Here is a 14826-nt window from a genome sequence, read left to right as displayed (position 1 = left end):
TCGAATCCGGCCCGCGGCGCGGAGTTCGACCAGCCTACCAGCCTGCCGACGCTTTTCCACCGGGCATAAAAAAAGGCCGCTGAAAGCAGCGGCCTTGAGACGGACGTCGATCTGGAGCAATCAAGAATCGACGTCGGGAAGCTTGCCGGCGGTGAGGCCGGGAACGGCGAGGCTGGAAAGCCGCGCTGTTGGGTCAAGTATATTGACCGAACGGTCAAGGATACAGCGCGCCGCCAAGGAAAGACTGTTGCAAATTTTGTAAAAGTCGCAACACGGAGGGCCCCCCCAGCAGGTAAAAAAACGCCGCATATCGTATGCGGCGCAAGGTGTTGAGAAGCCCGGCTCACGCTCCGAGCCTCCCGGGGGAAGCGGCCGATCAGGAATCGGCGCCGTTGCCAGTGGCGGCCTTGGCGGTCTGCTCGGCGGACGCGGCCTGCTGCTGGGCAATCACTGCTTCGTTGGCCTTGACCAGCTTGTTGGTCATCAGGCGCGATTCTTCGGCGAAGCTCAGCTGGGTGAAGGACAGCGAGCACACGGACAACAGGGCAGCAACATAAAGCGAACGGGACATGACGGTGATCCTTTCTGAACACCCGGTTGGGCGGGGTTGAAGAAAGGTTACGGCGCAACAGTGGGTAGAAAAATAGCTAGCTAACCAACAAAGCATTGCCTAAAAAGCAACAATCCGCTGCGATCGTCCGAGAACGCCGAAATAGAGCGGCTGCGACGATCCGCCACGCTAGCCCTTTGCCTTATGCCCAGTTGACGGGATCGTTGAGCGCTGCTTCGTCGTCCTCGAATACCCGCGGCAGTTCCGCCTTGAGGAATTCGACCCAGGTGCGGATCTTCGCGTCGAGGAAGCGCCGCGACGGATACAGCGCATAGATCTGCCGCACATGCAGGCTGTGCCGGGGCAGTACGCGCACCAGCGAACGGCGGCGCAGGGCGGGCGCGGCGACGTAGCTGGGCAGCAGGCAGATACCCATGCCGGCGGCGGCGGCGCCGGTCAGCGCCTCGGCGACATTGACCATGAAGGTGTCGCGCGGGCGGATCACGCTGGCCTCGTTGCCTTCCTCGAAGGCCCAGCCTTCGGGGAAGGTCGGGTCCTGCAGGCGCAGGCACTGGTGCTGGTGCAGGTCGGCGACGCTGGTCGGGGTGCCACGCCGCTTGAGGTACTCGGGGCTGGCGCAGAGCACGCTGTAGATGGTGCCCAGGGTCTGGGCGACGAATTCGGAGTCGGGCAGCTCGCGATCGCGGGTGATCACCACGTCCTGGCCTTCCTCGAGGATGTCCGGCTGGCGCTGGGCCAGGGTCAGCTCGATGTAGACCTCGGGGAAGGACTCGCAATAGCGCGAGATCAGCGGGATCAGGTGCTGCTGGCCGAGGCCGGTGAGCGAGTGCACGCGCAGGCGACCACGGGGGTTGAGGTGCGCGCCGCTGGCCTCGGCTTCCGCTTCCTCGACGTCGGCGAGGATTTCCCGGCAACGCTGCAGGTAGCGCTCGCCGGTTTCGGTCAGCGCCAGCCGCCGCGTGGTGCGATGCAACAGGCGGGCCTCGAGCTGGGATTCAAGGTCGGACACCACCCGCGACACCTGGGCGGTGGATAATCCCAGGGCATTGGCGGCGGCGGTGAAACTGCCGGCATCCACCACCCGGACGAATGCCCGCATTGCGTGAAGTACGTCCATGTTTCCCCCTGCCTGTTGATCTTGTTGTAGGCGCCTGTAGGAGACGACAACCATTGTTGTCCGCGCCGCAAAACTGAATCGCAGTATAGGGTCGTTTTTTGCCGATTGTTACCACGTATAGTGCCGGCCAGGTCGCTGCAGCAACGTTGGGCATACCAGGCTCATCGTACGGTCGCCGATACACCCATCGACGACCTTCTCCCCCGCGCATATCCGCTGCAGCGACTGACTTTTTCTCCAGGGGCGGTCATCTGCGGGTGCCCGCCCTTTTTCGTTTCCCGGGCGCTTGCAGCCTCCTGTAGGAGCGAGCTTGCTCGCGAACCCGCTTCACTCCGGAGTCGCCGGGAATCTGTTCGCGAGCAAGCTCGCTCCTACAAGGACAGAGCCGCTCAGCGCGGCAGCGGGTACAGGCGCTCGTCGAACTGGTCCAGGCGCACGAACGCCAGCGGCTGGTCGCTCTCCAGGTTTTGCAGGCGGTCCTGGTACTGGCGCAGGAAGTCCTGGCGCGCCTCGTTGCTGATGTAGGGCACGTGCCAGGCGACGAAGGGCGGCAGCACGCTCATGCCGGTGTAGGCCAGGGTGCCGCGCAGGATTGGCCGCAGCATGTCTTCCAGCGGGCCGTGGATGGCGCCCTCGCCGAACATGTGGTCGCGCCCGCCGAGGGTCACGCTCACCAGAGCCTTCTTGCCGGCCAGGCCGCCCTGGTCGTAGAAGCGCTTGCCGCCGTAGCAGATGCCCGACACCAGCACGCGGTCGAACCAGCCCTTGAGAATGGCCGGCGCGGAGAACCAGTAGATCGGGAAGTTGAAGATCACCAGGTCCGCCCAGAGCAGCTTGTCCAGCTCGGCCTGGATGTCGGCGGCGAGGGTCCCGACCTTGGCGCCTTCGCGCTGCTCCAGGGCGTAGACCAGGTACTCGGGGTTGGCGCGGGCGCCGAAGTCGGCGGCGCTGGCCACCGGGTTCCAGTTCATCGCGTAGAGGTCGGAGACCTGCACGTCATGGCCCTGGCCGCGCAGGGTTTCCTCGGCGAGCCGGTACAGCGCGGTGCTGAAGGATTGCGGTTCGTTGTGGGCGTGGACAATCAGTACGTTCATGGGGATTCCTGGCCAGAAAGTCGGTACTTGGGGGATCGGTGCGCTGGCTCGGCACCCTCTCCCCAGCCCTCTCCCTGAAGGGAGAGGGGGTATTCGTGTTCATCCTTCAGCACCGTCTCCAGCGGCAGCACCGAAGCGCTCGTGTCCTAGAAGGGAGCAGGAGCTGTACAACGGGGCAAGTTTTTTCCCCCCGCCCCGGCTGACTCCCTTCCATCCGAAAACTCCGGACGGCCCCCTCTCCCGCTTGCGGGAGAGGGTTGGGGAGAGGGCGCTGTTCAGCCACTCAGAGTTGAATAGCCTTGAGCTCGACGAACTCGTGCAGGCCCTGCTCGCCCCATTCGCGGCCGTTGCCGGATTGCTTGTAGCCACCGAACGGCGCCCGGTAGTTGAACGCGCCGCCGTTGACGAAGCATTGGCCGGCGCGCATCTGCCGGGCGAGGCGCAGGCCATCCTCGCGGTCGCCTGCCCACACGGCGCTGGACAGGCCGAACGGCGAGTCGTTGGCGATGGCGATCGCCTCGGCCTCGTCGGCGTAGGGAATCAGGCACAGCACCGGGCCGAAGATTTCCTCGCGGGCGATGCGCATCTGGTTGTTCACCCCGGCGAAGATGGTCGGCTGCACGTAGTGCCCGCGCTCCAGATGGGCCGGGCGCTCGGCGCCGCCGCAAACCAGCTGTGCGCCCTCTTCCAGGCCGACGCGGAGGTAATCGAGCACGGTACGGCGCTGGCCGCCCGAGCACATCGGGCCGAGGAAGCTGTCGGCGTCCAGCGGGTCGCCCATCTTCAGCGAGAGGGCTTCGGCGCGGGCGATTTCCACGGCTTCGTCGTAGCGGCTGGCGGGGAGCAGCATGCGGGTCAGCGCGGTGCAGGTCTGCCCGGAGTTGATCATCACGTCCTGCACGCCATGGCGCACGGCGGCGGCGAGATCGGCATCGGCGGTGATCAGGAACGGCGACTTGCCGCCCAGCTCCAGGCACACGCGCTTGACCGTGGGCGCTGCGGCTTCGGAAACCTTGACGCCCGCGCCGGTGGAACCGGTGAAGGACACCATGTCCACGTCCGGGTGCCGCGCCAGCGCTTCGCCGACCTTGGAGCCAGGACCGCTGACCAGGTTGAACACGCCGGCCGGCAGGCCGATGGCGTGGACCAGGTCGGCCAGCAGGAAGGCGTGCAGCGGGGTGTCCTGGCTCGGCTTGCAGACGACCGTGCAGCCGGCGGCCAGTGCCGGGGCGAGCTTGCCGATCAGCTGGTGCAGCGGGTAGTTCCAGGGGTTGATGAAGGCGCAGACGCCCACCGCCTCCTTCACGATCAGCGAGTTGCCGACCTCGCGCACCTCGTCCATGTGCGCAGCCAGCTCGGCGTAGCTCTGCAGGCCCTCGATCGGCCCGTCGACCTGCACCATGCGGCACCACTGCACCGGCATGCCCAGCTCGGCGGTGATCAGCGCGGCCATCTCGTCGGCGCGCTTCTGCAGTTGTTCGGCCAGCGCGCGGATGTAGCCGGCACGCACGTGGGACGGCGTCTGCGACCACGCCGGGAAGGCCCGGCGCGCGGCGTCCACCGCGCGGTTCACGTCCGCCTCGCCGCCCAGCGGCACGCGGCCGACGCATTCCTCGGTGGCCGGGTTCTGCACCTCGGCCAGGCCCTGCCCCTGCGGCGCCACCCAGGCGCCATCGATGTAGAGCTGTGTGCGGTCACGCATAGCGTTTTTCCTTGAGAGTCTGTTCGGAATCGGCTGCGCGTCGGCCACGCAGCGTTGAAAGCGACTGCGGCATGCTCATTTACAGCTCGTAAACTCCGCCGCCTCCGTCGCTTTCGCCTCGCGTGGCGCTAGCTCGCCAGCTTCCGAGCGGACTCTCAGCAGTTCGGCGGCGCACAGGGCGATGCGGCGGCAGGCTTCGCGCAGCGGTTCGGCGCCGAGCACCAGGCCGAGGCGGATGTGCCCGGCGGCGCTGGGGCCGAAGGCTTCGCCGGCGAGCACGGAGACGCCGTGGCGATCCAACAGCAGGTCGGAGAAGTCCTGGGCGGAGAGCCCGGTGGCGCGGATGTCCACCATCACGAACATGCCGCCGTCCGGGCGCAGCGCGCGCACGCCGACGCAATCGGCGAGGCAGTCGAGCACCAGGTCGCGGCGCTGGCGGTAGGCCTCGCGCATGGCTTCCAGTTCCGGCAGCTGGGCCTCCAGCGCGGTGCAGGCGGCGTCCTGGATGAAATCCGGCGAGCCGTAGAGCATGCACAGGGCGAGGTTTTCCAGGTGCGCGCAGAGCTCACGCGGGCCGACCACCCAGCCCACCCGCCAGCCGGTCATGGCGTGGGATTTCGACAGGCTGTTGAGGGTCGCGGTGCGCTCGGCCATGCCCGGCAGGCTGGCGGGGCTGATGTGCTCGCCGTCGAACAGCAGCTCGCTGTAGACCTCATCGGAAATCATCCACAGGTCATTGTTCACGCACAGGTCGGCCAGCTTTTCCCAGGTGGCGCGCGGCAGGCTGGCGCCGGAAGGGTTGTGCGGGCTGTTGATGGCCAGGGCGCGGGTGCGCGGGGTGATCAGCGCGGCAACGTCCTCGGCCTGCACGCGGAAGCCGTGCTCGGAACGCACCGACACCGGGATGACCTTGGCGCCGCAGGCACCGAACACCGCTTCGTAGGTGACATACATCGGCTCGGCGACGATCACCTCGTCGCCCGGGTTGAGCACGCACTGCGCCACGGCGTACAGCGCGCACTGGGCGCCGGCCAGCACGACGACGTCGTCGGCGGTGACGGCCTGGCCGCTGCGCTGTGTGTGGCGGCGGGCGATGGCCTCGCGCAGCGAACGCTTGCCGCGCACGTCGGCGTAGTGGGTGTTGCCCGCCAGCAGGCTGTCGATGGCCGACTGCACGATGGGCACCGGGGTGTCGAAGTCCGGGTCGCCCACCGACAGCAGGAGGATGTCGTCGCCCTGCTCCATGCGCGCCAGGGCGCGGTAGTGGATGTCCCAGGCGGCCGCGCCGTCGCCGGCGATGCGTTGGGTGAAGTGTGAATATCGCATTCCATTCTCCTGAGCCTGTTCAAGGCCTGTCTGAGCGCCGCTCAGGCAAGGCGAAAGCAGGCGAAAAAGCGCAGTTTGGCGCGCCAAATGAGCATTTTGAGCCTGCTTTCAACGCAGCATGAGTAAGCGCAGGCAGGTATTGGACTGGCTCAGCGGGCGCAGGCGTGTTTCAACTCGATCAAGGTCACGCCCGGATGGGCGAAGCCGGCGCGCAGGTCGCGCTCCAGTTCGTCCAGGCTCTGCGGCTGGCGCATCTCGCAGCCGTAGGCGCGGCCGAGCAGGGCGAAGTCCGGGTTGCGCGGCAGGACGCCAATGGGCTCGATGTCCAGGCCGATCATGTCGTCGCGGATCTGCCCCAGCGCATCGTTGTTCCACAGCAGCACCACCAGCGGGCTGTCCAGCTCTTCGGTGGCGGTGGCCAGTTCCTGGGCGGTGTAGAGGAAGCCGCCGTCGCCGACCAGCACGAGGCCCGGACGCTCCGGCGCGCCGAACTTGGCGCCGATGCCGGCGGGCACGCCGTAGCCCAGGGTGCCGTAGCCGGTGGGGTGCAGCCAGCCGCGCGGCGCCTGGCTCGGGTACAGGTAGTTGCCGGTGTAGGCCAGCTGGGTCATGTCGCTGGCGATGAAGGCGTTGTCCGGCAGCACCTTGGCGATGCGCTCGAGGATCGACTGGTGGATCCGTTGCAGCGGCGCGTGGCCGGCGTCGATCTGCGCGCGCAGTTCGGCGATGCGCGACTGGGCTTTCGCGGCGTCGCGGGTCGCGCTTGGCAATGCGGCGAGCAGCGCTTCGGCGGTGGCCCTGGAATCGCCCAGCAGCGCCACGGCGCTGGGGTAGAAGTCGTTGAACTTGCGCGAATCGACGTCGACGCGGATCACCTCGCCGGTCAACGGCAGGCGGTCGCGCCAGTAGTCGGTATCGGCCATTTCGGTGCCGATGGCGAGCACCACGTCGGCCTCGGCGATCATGTCCCACCCAGCCTGGGTGCACAGCGTGGCGCCCGCGGACAGCGGCGCTTCCGGCGCCAGCAGGCCCTTGCCGGCGACGCTGGTGAACAGCGGCGCGGCCAGGCGTTCGCTGAGCGCGGCCAGGGCGTCGGCGGCATGCAGCGCGCCGCCGCCGGCGATGATCATCGGGCGCTGGGCGGCCTGGAGTTTATCCACAGCCTGCTTGAGCGCATCGGCGCTGGGCTGGCCACGGCCGGCGCGACGCACCACGTCGTGGGTCCAGTCGCGGGCGACGGGGTTGGCCAGCACGTCCAGCGGCACGGAGATGTGCACCGGGCGCGGGCGCTCGCTGTCGAACACGGCGTAGGCGCGGGCGATCAGCTCGGGCAGGTCCTCGGCGCTCAGAGCGACGGCCGAGAACGCGGTGATCGGCGCGGTCATGGCGCGCTGGTCCTGGGTCTCGTGCAGGCAGCCCCAGCCCTTGCCCAGGCTGGCGGTGTGGTTGACGCTGGAGATCACCAGCATCGGGATGGAGTCGGCGTAGGCCTGGCCGATGGCGGTGGCGGCGTTGGTCACCCCCGGGCCGGTGATGATGAAGGCCACGCCGGGCTTGCCGCTGACCCGCGCATAGCCGTCGGCCATGAAGCCGGCGCCCTGCTCGTGGCGGGTCAGCACGTGGCGGATGCCGCTGCCGGGCAGGCCGCGGTACAGCTCCAGGGTGTGCACGCCGGGAATGCCGAACACGGTGTCGACGCCGTAGTTGGCCAGCAGGCGCACCAGGGCCTGGCCGCCGGTGAGGGTTTTCTCGTTGTGCATGAACGATCTCCCGAAGTGTTCTTCGGCGGATAACCGCGAGCGGTTATTCGCCCTACTCGTTGGGGCCCACGCCGACTACCCGGCGTGCGCCGCTTTTGCTTTTCGTAGGAGCGAGCTTGCTCGCGAACCGAGCCCCAAAGCGGGGGGTGTTCGCGAGCAAGCTCGCTCCCACAGGTGCGTTCATTCGGCGGTACGGATCAGCGCATCCACCGCCACGGCGCCGTCGGCGTCCGCCAGCAGCGGGTTCACGTCCAGTTCCAGCAAGGTGTCCACGTGCTCGCAGGCATAGTCGGCGACGGCGCGGATGGCTTCCACCAGCGCGTCCAGGTTCACCGCCGGGCGACCGCGGAAGCCGGTGAGCAGCGGCGCGCTGCGCAGGCTCAGCAGGGCATCGCGGATCGCCGCGTCGGTGGTCGGCAGCAGCAGGCTGCGGCTGTCCTTGAGCAGCTCGACGAGGATGCCGCCGGCGCCCAGCACCAGCGCCAGGCCGAAGCCGTTCTCGCGCTTGATGCCGACGATCAGCTCGGCCAGCGGCGGGTTGGCCATGCGCTCGAGCAGCACCTGGTCGAAGGACACGCCGGGGGCGTGGCGGGCGATGTTCTCGCGCATGTCGAACAGCGCCGCTTCCAGCGCCGCCTCGTTGCGCAGGTGGAGCGCCACGCCGCCGGCCTCGGTCTTGTGCGGCAATTGCGCGCTGACCACTTTCAGCGCCAGCGGGAAGCCGACGTCGGCTGCCGCCTCGCGGGCTTGCGTCGGGGTGCTCAGGGCGGCGCGCGGTAGCGGCAGGCCGAAGGGTTTCAACGCCTGCTTGGACTGCCACTCGTCCAGCAGCCGGCCGTCGCTGTCCAGCGCCTGCGGGCAGAGCGGCACCAGCGCGGCTTCGCCACGGGCCAGCAGCGCATCGCGGCGCTGGCGGTAGTGGGCGATGCGGCCCCAGGCGGCGAGGCCGTCTTCCACCCCCTGCAGCGCGGCGACGCCACGGGCATGCAGCAGTTCGCGGGCATGTTTAGGCAGCAGCTCGGGCAGCGCGGAGGCGATGAAACCGACCTTGCCGTGGCGCTCCAGCGCGGCGCAGTACAGTTCCAGCAGCAGGTCGCACTGCGGGCGTTCGCCGGTTTCCTCGCCGGGGTAGTCCAGCACCAGCAGGGCGGCATCCGCGTCGGTCTGCAGGGCGCTGTCGAGCATGCGCTCGAGCGCCGGACCGTCGCCCCAGATGGCGGTGGTGAAGTCCAGCGGATTGGCGATGTTGGCGTAGTCCGGCAGCACCTGGGCCAGCTGGGCGCGCTGGGCGTCGAGGAGCTTGGGCAGGCCCAGGCCATTGCGCTCGGCGTAGTCGGCGATCAGCCCGGCGTCGCCACCGGAGCAGGCCAGCGCGGCCAGGCTGGGACCGGCCGGCAGGTTGCCGCAGGCGGCAGCCTTGAGGGTCTCGATGAAGCTGACCGGGCCGCTGACACGGATCACCCCGAGGCGGTCGAACAGCGCGTCGTACAGCGCATCCGAACCGGCCAGCGAGCTGGTGTGGCTGAGCGCAAGCTCAGCGCCGATCTGCGACACGCCGGTCTTCAGAGCAATCACCGGGATGCCTTTCTGCAGCGCCTTGAAGGCGGCGCGGGCAAAGCCGGGGACGTTCTTCAGGCCTTCCAGGTGCGGGCCGATGGCGGTGACGCGCGGCTCGTCGAGCAGCACGTCCATCAGCTCGGCCACGCCCAGCTGCGCCTGGTTGCCCACCGAGGCCATGTAGGCAATCGGCAGCGAGCGGTCGCTCATGGACAGGTTGTAGGCGAAGTTGCCGCTCTGGGTCAGCACCGCCACGCCCTTCTCCACCAGGTGCCCGCCGTGGGCCACCGGCCACAGCGCGGCGCCGTGCAGGTAGTCGAGCAGGCCGTAGCAGTTGGGGCCGAGCAGGGCCATGTCGCCAGCGCTGGCCAGCAGGCGACGCTGCAGGGCCTCGCCCTCTTCGCCGGTTTCGGCGAAGCCGGAGGCGTAGCAGATGGCGCCGCCGGCATCCCTGGCGGCCAGTTCGGCGACGGCCTGAACGGTCAGGTCGCGGTTGGTGGCGACGAACACCGCGTCCGGCCCTTCGGGCAGCTCGGCGATGCTGCGCACGCAGGGCACGCCTTCGAGTTCGTCGTACTGCGGGTTGACCAGCCACATCGCACCCGCGAAGCCGCCCTCGGCGCAGCGCTTGAGTGCGCGCGCCATGCTGCGGCCGCCGATGAAGGCCAGGTGCCGGGGCGCCAATAGGCGCTGTAGGTTTTCTCTTTTCATGTCGTGTCTCGGTACGGGGCCTTTGCCCTCTCCCCCAGCCCCTCTGCCTGAAGGGCGAGGGGAGCTTTCGGGTTCATCCTTCAACGCGAGGTGCCAGCCCAGGCGCCGAATCGCTCTTGCCCCCTCTGCGTTCGGAGCGGGGCGCACAGCCAGGGCTGGGGAGAGGGTCTATCCGGCAACGCCGTCCGCTCCCCGAAGCCCCGCGCAATCAGCGCAACAACGGCCGCAGGAGTTCGCGGGAAATGATGTGGCGCTGGATTTCCGAGGTGCCTTCCCAGATGCGCTCGATACGGGCGTTACGCCAGATGCGCTCGACAGGGCCTTCGTCCATCAGGCCCATGCCGCCGAAGATCTGCACCGTCTCGTCGGCCACCTTGCCCAGCACTTCGCTGGCGAACAGCTTGGCCATGCCGGCCTCGCCGTCGGTCATGCTGCCGCGGTCCATCTTCCAGGCGGTGTGCAGGGTCATCAGCTCGGCGGCGCGGATCTGCGTGGCCATGTCGGCGAGCTTGAAAGAGATGCCCTGGTAGCTGCCGATGGCCGCACCGAACTGCTTGCGGTCGGCCGACCATTGCAGCGCCAGGTCCAGCGCGCGCTGGGCCTGGCCGACGCAGTTGGCGGCGACCATCACGCGGCCGGCGGTGAGCCAGGCGTTGGCCACTTCCCAGCCCTTGTCGACTTCGCCCAGGACCTTGGAGGCCGGCACGCGGCAGTCGTCGAAGAAGATCTCGTAGGTGTGGTAGCCCTTGTTGCTCACGCATTTGGGGCCGCGGCGCACGGTCATGCCGGCGGTGCCCTTGTCCACCAGGAAGGCGGTCACGGCGTTGCGCTTCTTGCCGTTGCGCTCGAAGGTATCGGTCACCGCGAAGACGATGGCGAAGTCGGCGTGGCCGGCGTGGCTGATGAAGTGCTTGGAGCCGTTGATCACGAAGTCGTCGCCGTCACGCACGGCGCGGGTCTTGATCGAGTTGGCGTCGGAGCCGGCGCCCGGCTCGGTGAGGGCGAAGCAGTCGATCTTCTCGCCCTGCACCACCGGCAGCAGGTAGTCCTGGACCTGCTGGCCCTTGCAGGCCATGAGGATCTTCGAGGGGCGCGCGACGAACACGTGCAGCGCCCAGGAAACCTTGGACAGCTCGCGCTCGACCAGCGCCTGGGACAGGTAGTCCAGGCCGCCGCCGCCCACTTCCTCGGGCATGTTGAAGGCATAGAAGCCGGCCGCCAGGGCCTTGCCGCGAATCTGCGCGGCCAGCTCCGGGGACACCGCGTCGGCGCGGTCCACTTCTTCCTCGTAGGGCAGCAGCTCTTTCTCGACGAAAGCCTTGACCGCCTCGACGAGCATTTCCTGTTCCTGGGTCAGTTGGAAATCCATCACATCACCTGCAGCCGTCAGCGGCCTTTGAATTGGGGGGAGCGTTTTTCGGCCACGGCGCGCAGCGCCTCGGCGGCATCGTCACTGCGGCCGCAGAGCAGCCCGGCGGCCTGTTCGGCCTCCAGTTGCTGGGCCAGGGTGCGGGCGGCGCCGTCGCGCATCAGGCGCTTGGTCTGGGCGAAGGCGAAGGTCGGGCCGGCGGCCAGGCGCGCGGCGAATTCACCGACCTGGGCCTGCAACTGATCGTCCGCGACCACCTCGCCCACCAGGCCGGCGGCCAGGGCGCGCTCGGCGTTCCACAACTCGTCGAGGAACAGCAGGCGCTTGGCCGCTTCGCTGCCGATCAGGCGCGGCAGGTGCCAGCTGGCGCCGGCGTCCGGGCAGTAGGCCATGCCGGTGTAGCCGGCCTTGAAGCGGGCGGAGGCGGCGGCGATGCGGAAGTCGCAGCACAGGGTGAGGTCCATCCCGGCGCCGACGGCGGTGCCGTTGACGGCGGCGATGGTCGGCTTGTCCAGGCCGTGCAGGCGGCGCATCAGCGCGTGGGCGGTTTCGGTCCAGCCGTAGGTTTCCAGTTCGCCACGGGCTTCAGCCTCGGCCCATTCGGCGAGGTCGGCGCCGGCGCAGAAGCTGCGGCCTTCGCCGCCGAGCACGATGACGCGCACGGCTTCGTCGGCCTCATGGGCATCGAGCAGGGCCAGCAGGTTCTTGAGCGTGGGGACATCCAGCGCGTTGCGCTGCTGGGGGCGGTTCAGGGTGATCCAGGCGATACCGTCCTGGACCCGGCTGAGCGGGGATGGCTGAGTCATGCTGCCCTCGTTCTTGTAGTCGTTTGCTGAGGCGATGAAGCGTTGGAGCCAATACTAAACACTTGTTCAGCAAGCCGGCAATCCACCCGAATGGGTGGCTTGTAACGCCCTTCCCATCGATGGGAAGGCCGCGCGGCGCGGGGGCTGAGGGGTTTTCCCAGGGCTTTCGCCGTGAGCTTGTTACAACTTCGAACAAACGTTCAGCAAGAGAGGGGGCCGGTGGTGCACCTGTAGGAGCGAGCTTGCTCGCGAACGGATTATCCGGCCGCTCTGGAGCTGGGCGGGTTCGCGAGCAAGCTCGCTCCTACGAAGAGCCGCAAAGCAAAAGAAAAAGCCCCGCGATGCGGGGCTTCTGTAGAGCGCAAAGGCTCAGCCCAGGCTCGGTACCGCCTCGTCGGTCAGCACCTGCCCACGCTTGCGCTTGAGCACGTAGTAGGCGACGTAGCAGGCCGCCATGAAGCCGAAGCCCCAGTACAGCGACGGTCGCTGGGTCGGGTCCAGGGCGAGGAACACGAACAGCGAGCAGCAGATCGCGATGCACGCCAGCGGCACCAGCGGGAACAGCGGCGCGGCGTACTTCAGGTCGGCCACGCTGCCGCCCTTGGCCATGTGCTCGCGGCGGAAGCGGTACTGGGCGTAGGCGATGACGATCCAGGTGACGGTGCCGGCCATGCCGCTCACCGCCATCAGCACCATGAACAGGGTGTCGGCGGCGACGATGCTGGTCAGCAGCGACAGCAGGGCGAAGGCCAGGCTGATCAGCAACGCGTAGAGCGGCACGCCGCGGGCGCTGAGTTTCGACAGCTTGCGCGGCGCCATGCCGGTCTTGGACATGGCCCAGAGGATGCGCGTGGAGGCGTACAGGCCGGAGTTGCCCACCGAAAGGATCGCGGTGAGGATCACGAAGTTCATGAGGTCGGCGGCATAGGGGATGCCGACCATGTCGAACACCTGCACGAAGGGGCTTTCCATCAGCCCGGCCTGCTTCCACGGCACGATGGCGGACAGCACCACGATCGCCAACACGTAGAAGATCAGCACGCGGAACACCACGTTGCGCACGGCGCGCGGGATGCTCTTCTCCGGCTGGTCGGTCTCGCCGGCGGCGACGCCCATGATCTCGCAGCCCTGGAAGGCGTAGACCACCGTCATCATCACCGCGAACACGGCGGACAGGCCGTTGGGGAACAGGCCGTCGCTGACCAGGTTGGACAGGCCCGGCGCGGCCGCCCCGCTGTTGAGGGGAATGGCGCCGAAGATCACCAGCAGGCCGACCACGATGAAGGCCAGGATGGCCGCGACCTTGATCCCGGAGAACCAATACTCGGCCTCGCCGAAGGCGCGGGTGGCCAGGGCGTTGAGGGAGAACAGGACGACCACGAAGAAGCCCGACCAGAGCCAGATCGGCACCTCGGGGAACCAGCGGGTCATCAGCATGCCGGCGGCGGTGAACTCGAGGCCCACGGTGGAGGCCCAGCTCATCCAGTAGACCCAGCCGATCATGAACCCGGTGGCCGGGCCGATGAAGCGCGTGGCGTGGGCCTGGAACGAGCCGGAAACGGGCATCTGCACGGACAGCTCGCCCAGGCAGACCATCACCAGGTACATCAGCAGGCCCGCGACGAGGTAGGCGAGGATGGCGCCCATCGGGCCGCCGGAGCCGATGGTGACGCCCGAGCCCATGAACAGGCCGGTGCCGATCACCCCGCCCAGGGACAGCATGAAGATGTGGCGGCTCTTGAGCGCGCGGGTCAGCTGGATCTTTTCGCCGCTGCCGGCGTGATGGGACTCAGACATGGCGCACCTCCAGGGAACGGCGGGCGCGGCGGAGCGGAACTCTACGTTGGATCATTATTGTTATCTCCAATCAATCAGAGGCCGTGGCTCGGGCACGGATGCCACCGGATTATTGGAAGGCGATGTAAGGCGCGGTTGTTCGCCAGGATCGAAGTTGTAGAAAGATGTAAGGATTTTGTGCAAGGCGCGCGGGGCGGGGGTTTCAGGGCAACTGATCTTCGTAGGAGCGAGCTTGCTCGCGAACCCGCCCAGCGTTGGAGTCGCCGGGAAATCTGTTCGCGAGCAAGCTCGCTCCTACAACATTTGGCGCTCCCTGCTACTGGAGTTCGTAGGGCGCATGACGTGCCAGGGTTATCCGCCGCAGCCTCACGAACAGCTTATGGCAGGGGAATCAACTGTAGGAGCGCGCCATGCGCGCGATCGCGGGCATGGCCCGCTCCTACAGGGTGTGGCGCTCCGGGCTATTTCAGCGCTCGGGCTCTCCCCTCACCCTAACCCTCTCCCAAGGGAGAGGGGACTGGTCCGTGCGCGCTTGAATAACGGTGCTCACCGGCGGAATTCGTGACAACCCCCTGCGCCGATCGGCCCCCTCTCCCTCCGGGAGAGGGCTGGGGTGAGGGCAAGCCGACCCGTGCCGTCGCTGCGCCTGCGCGCGCTTCAACTCGTAGGGCGCCTGACGCGCCAGGGTTATCCGCAGCAGCCTCGCGAACAGCTTATGGCAGCGGCATCAACTGTAGGAGCGCGCCATGCGCGCGATCGCGGGCATGGCCCGCTCCTACAAGGGGTGGCGCTCCGGGCTATTTCAGCGCTCGGGCTCTCCCCTCACCCTAACCTTCTCCCGGAGGGAGAGGGGACTGTCCTGAGCGGAGGGCTCTTTCAGAGTTGGCCGGCTAGATCCATTACGACCCTAAGCGCCGATCGGCCCCCTCTCCCTCCGGGAGAGGGCAAGCCTATCCGTGCCGTCGCTGCGCCTGCGCGCTCTTCAATTCGTAGGGCGCCTGACGCGCCAGGGTTAT

At 67.9% G+C, this 14826-nt stretch carries 9 protein-coding genes and 1 pseudogene; all 10 read right to left on the bottom strand.

The window, feature by feature from the left end:
- Positions 1-376: 376 nt before the first annotated feature.
- The gene (locus tag ACNFIA_RS03700) at positions 377-571 is read right to left on the bottom strand and encodes a hypothetical protein (RefSeq protein WP_259758211.1); all 195 of its coding nucleotides are present in this window, start codon (positions 569-571) and stop codon (positions 377-379) included.
- Between the two features lie 181 nt (positions 572-752).
- Positions 753-1688, bottom strand: a complete 936-nt coding sequence (locus ACNFIA_RS03695) for a LysR family transcriptional regulator (RefSeq protein ID WP_259758212.1) — start codon at positions 1686-1688, stop codon at positions 753-755.
- Positions 1689-2077: 389 nt separating this feature from the next.
- Positions 2078-2782, bottom strand: coding sequence for an NAD(P)H-dependent oxidoreductase (locus ACNFIA_RS03690; protein WP_416782924.1), 705 nt, complete (start codon positions 2780-2782; stop codon positions 2078-2080).
- Positions 2783-3065: 283 nt separating this feature from the next.
- The gene (locus tag ACNFIA_RS03685; protein ID WP_416782923.1) at positions 3066-4484 is read right to left on the bottom strand and encodes an aldehyde dehydrogenase family protein; all 1419 of its coding nucleotides are present in this window, start codon (positions 4482-4484) and stop codon (positions 3066-3068) included.
- Positions 4485-4640: 156 nt separating this feature from the next.
- Positions 4641-5810, bottom strand: a pseudogene (locus ACNFIA_RS03680) (pyridoxal phosphate-dependent aminotransferase); the annotation flags it as partial.
- Positions 5811-5959: 149 nt separating this feature from the next.
- A complete protein-coding gene (locus tag ACNFIA_RS03675) occupies positions 5960-7570 on the bottom strand; it encodes a 5-guanidino-2-oxopentanoate decarboxylase (RefSeq protein ID WP_416782922.1) in 1611 nt (536 codons plus the stop codon).
- 180 nt (positions 7571-7750) lie between these two features.
- Positions 7751-9838: an acetate--CoA ligase family protein gene (locus ACNFIA_RS03670; RefSeq protein ID WP_416782920.1), complete on the bottom strand. Its 2088-nt coding sequence runs from the start codon at positions 9836-9838 to the stop codon at positions 7751-7753.
- A 208-nt stretch (positions 9839-10046) separates the two neighbouring features.
- Complete coding sequence (locus ACNFIA_RS03665) at positions 10047-11207, bottom strand: acyl-CoA dehydrogenase family protein (protein ID WP_416782918.1); 1161 nt, start codon at positions 11205-11207, stop codon at positions 10047-10049.
- A 17-nt stretch (positions 11208-11224) separates the two neighbouring features.
- Positions 11225-12013 carry an enoyl-CoA hydratase/isomerase family protein gene (locus tag ACNFIA_RS03660; RefSeq protein ID WP_416782917.1) on the bottom strand — a complete coding sequence of 263 codons (789 nt, stop codon included), beginning with the start codon at positions 12011-12013 and terminating at the stop codon, positions 11225-11227.
- 369 nt (positions 12014-12382) lie between these two features.
- A complete protein-coding gene (locus tag ACNFIA_RS03655) occupies positions 12383-13810 on the bottom strand; it encodes an amino acid permease (RefSeq protein ID WP_416782915.1) in 1428 nt (475 codons plus the stop codon).
- Between the last annotated feature and the right edge of the window lie 1016 nt (positions 13811-14826).

The sequence above is a fragment of the Pseudomonas sp. NY15437 genome, assembly GCF_048068435.1.
GTDB lineage: Bacteria > Pseudomonadota > Gammaproteobacteria > Pseudomonadales > Pseudomonadaceae > Pseudomonas > Pseudomonas nitroreducens_B.
The sequence above is the reverse complement of the archived record's forward strand: the minus strand, read 5'-3'. Positions and strand labels throughout refer to the sequence as shown.

Excerpts from the sequence above, each read along its gene's own strand:
- ACNFIA_RS03695 (WP_259758212.1), bottom strand. The coding sequence starts at position 1,688 with ATGGACGTACTTCACGCAATGCGGGCATTCGTCCGGGTGGTGGATGCC.
- ACNFIA_RS03655 (WP_416782915.1), bottom strand. The coding sequence starts at position 13,810 with ATGTCTGAGTCCCATCACGCCGGCAGCGGCGAAAAGATCCAGCTGACC.
- ACNFIA_RS03685 (WP_416782923.1), bottom strand. The coding sequence starts at position 4,484 with ATGCGTGACCGCACACAGCTCTACATCGATGGCGCCTGGGTGGCGCCG.
- ACNFIA_RS03690 (WP_416782924.1), bottom strand. The coding sequence starts at position 2,782 with ATGAACGTACTGATTGTCCACGCCCACAACGAACCGCAATCCTTCAGC.
- ACNFIA_RS03670 (WP_416782920.1), bottom strand. The coding sequence starts at position 9,838 with ATGAAAAGAGAAAACCTACAGCGCCTATTGGCGCCCCGGCACCTGGCC.
- ACNFIA_RS03675 (WP_416782922.1), bottom strand. The coding sequence starts at position 7,570 with ATGCACAACGAGAAAACCCTCACCGGCGGCCAGGCCCTGGTGCGCCTG.
- ACNFIA_RS03660 (WP_416782917.1), bottom strand. The coding sequence starts at position 12,013 with ATGACTCAGCCATCCCCGCTCAGCCGGGTCCAGGACGGTATCGCCTGG.
- ACNFIA_RS03700 (WP_259758211.1), bottom strand. The coding sequence starts at position 571 with ATGTCCCGTTCGCTTTATGTTGCTGCCCTGTTGTCCGTGTGCTCGCTG.
- ACNFIA_RS03665 (WP_416782918.1), bottom strand. The coding sequence starts at position 11,207 with ATGGATTTCCAACTGACCCAGGAACAGGAAATGCTCGTCGAGGCGGTC.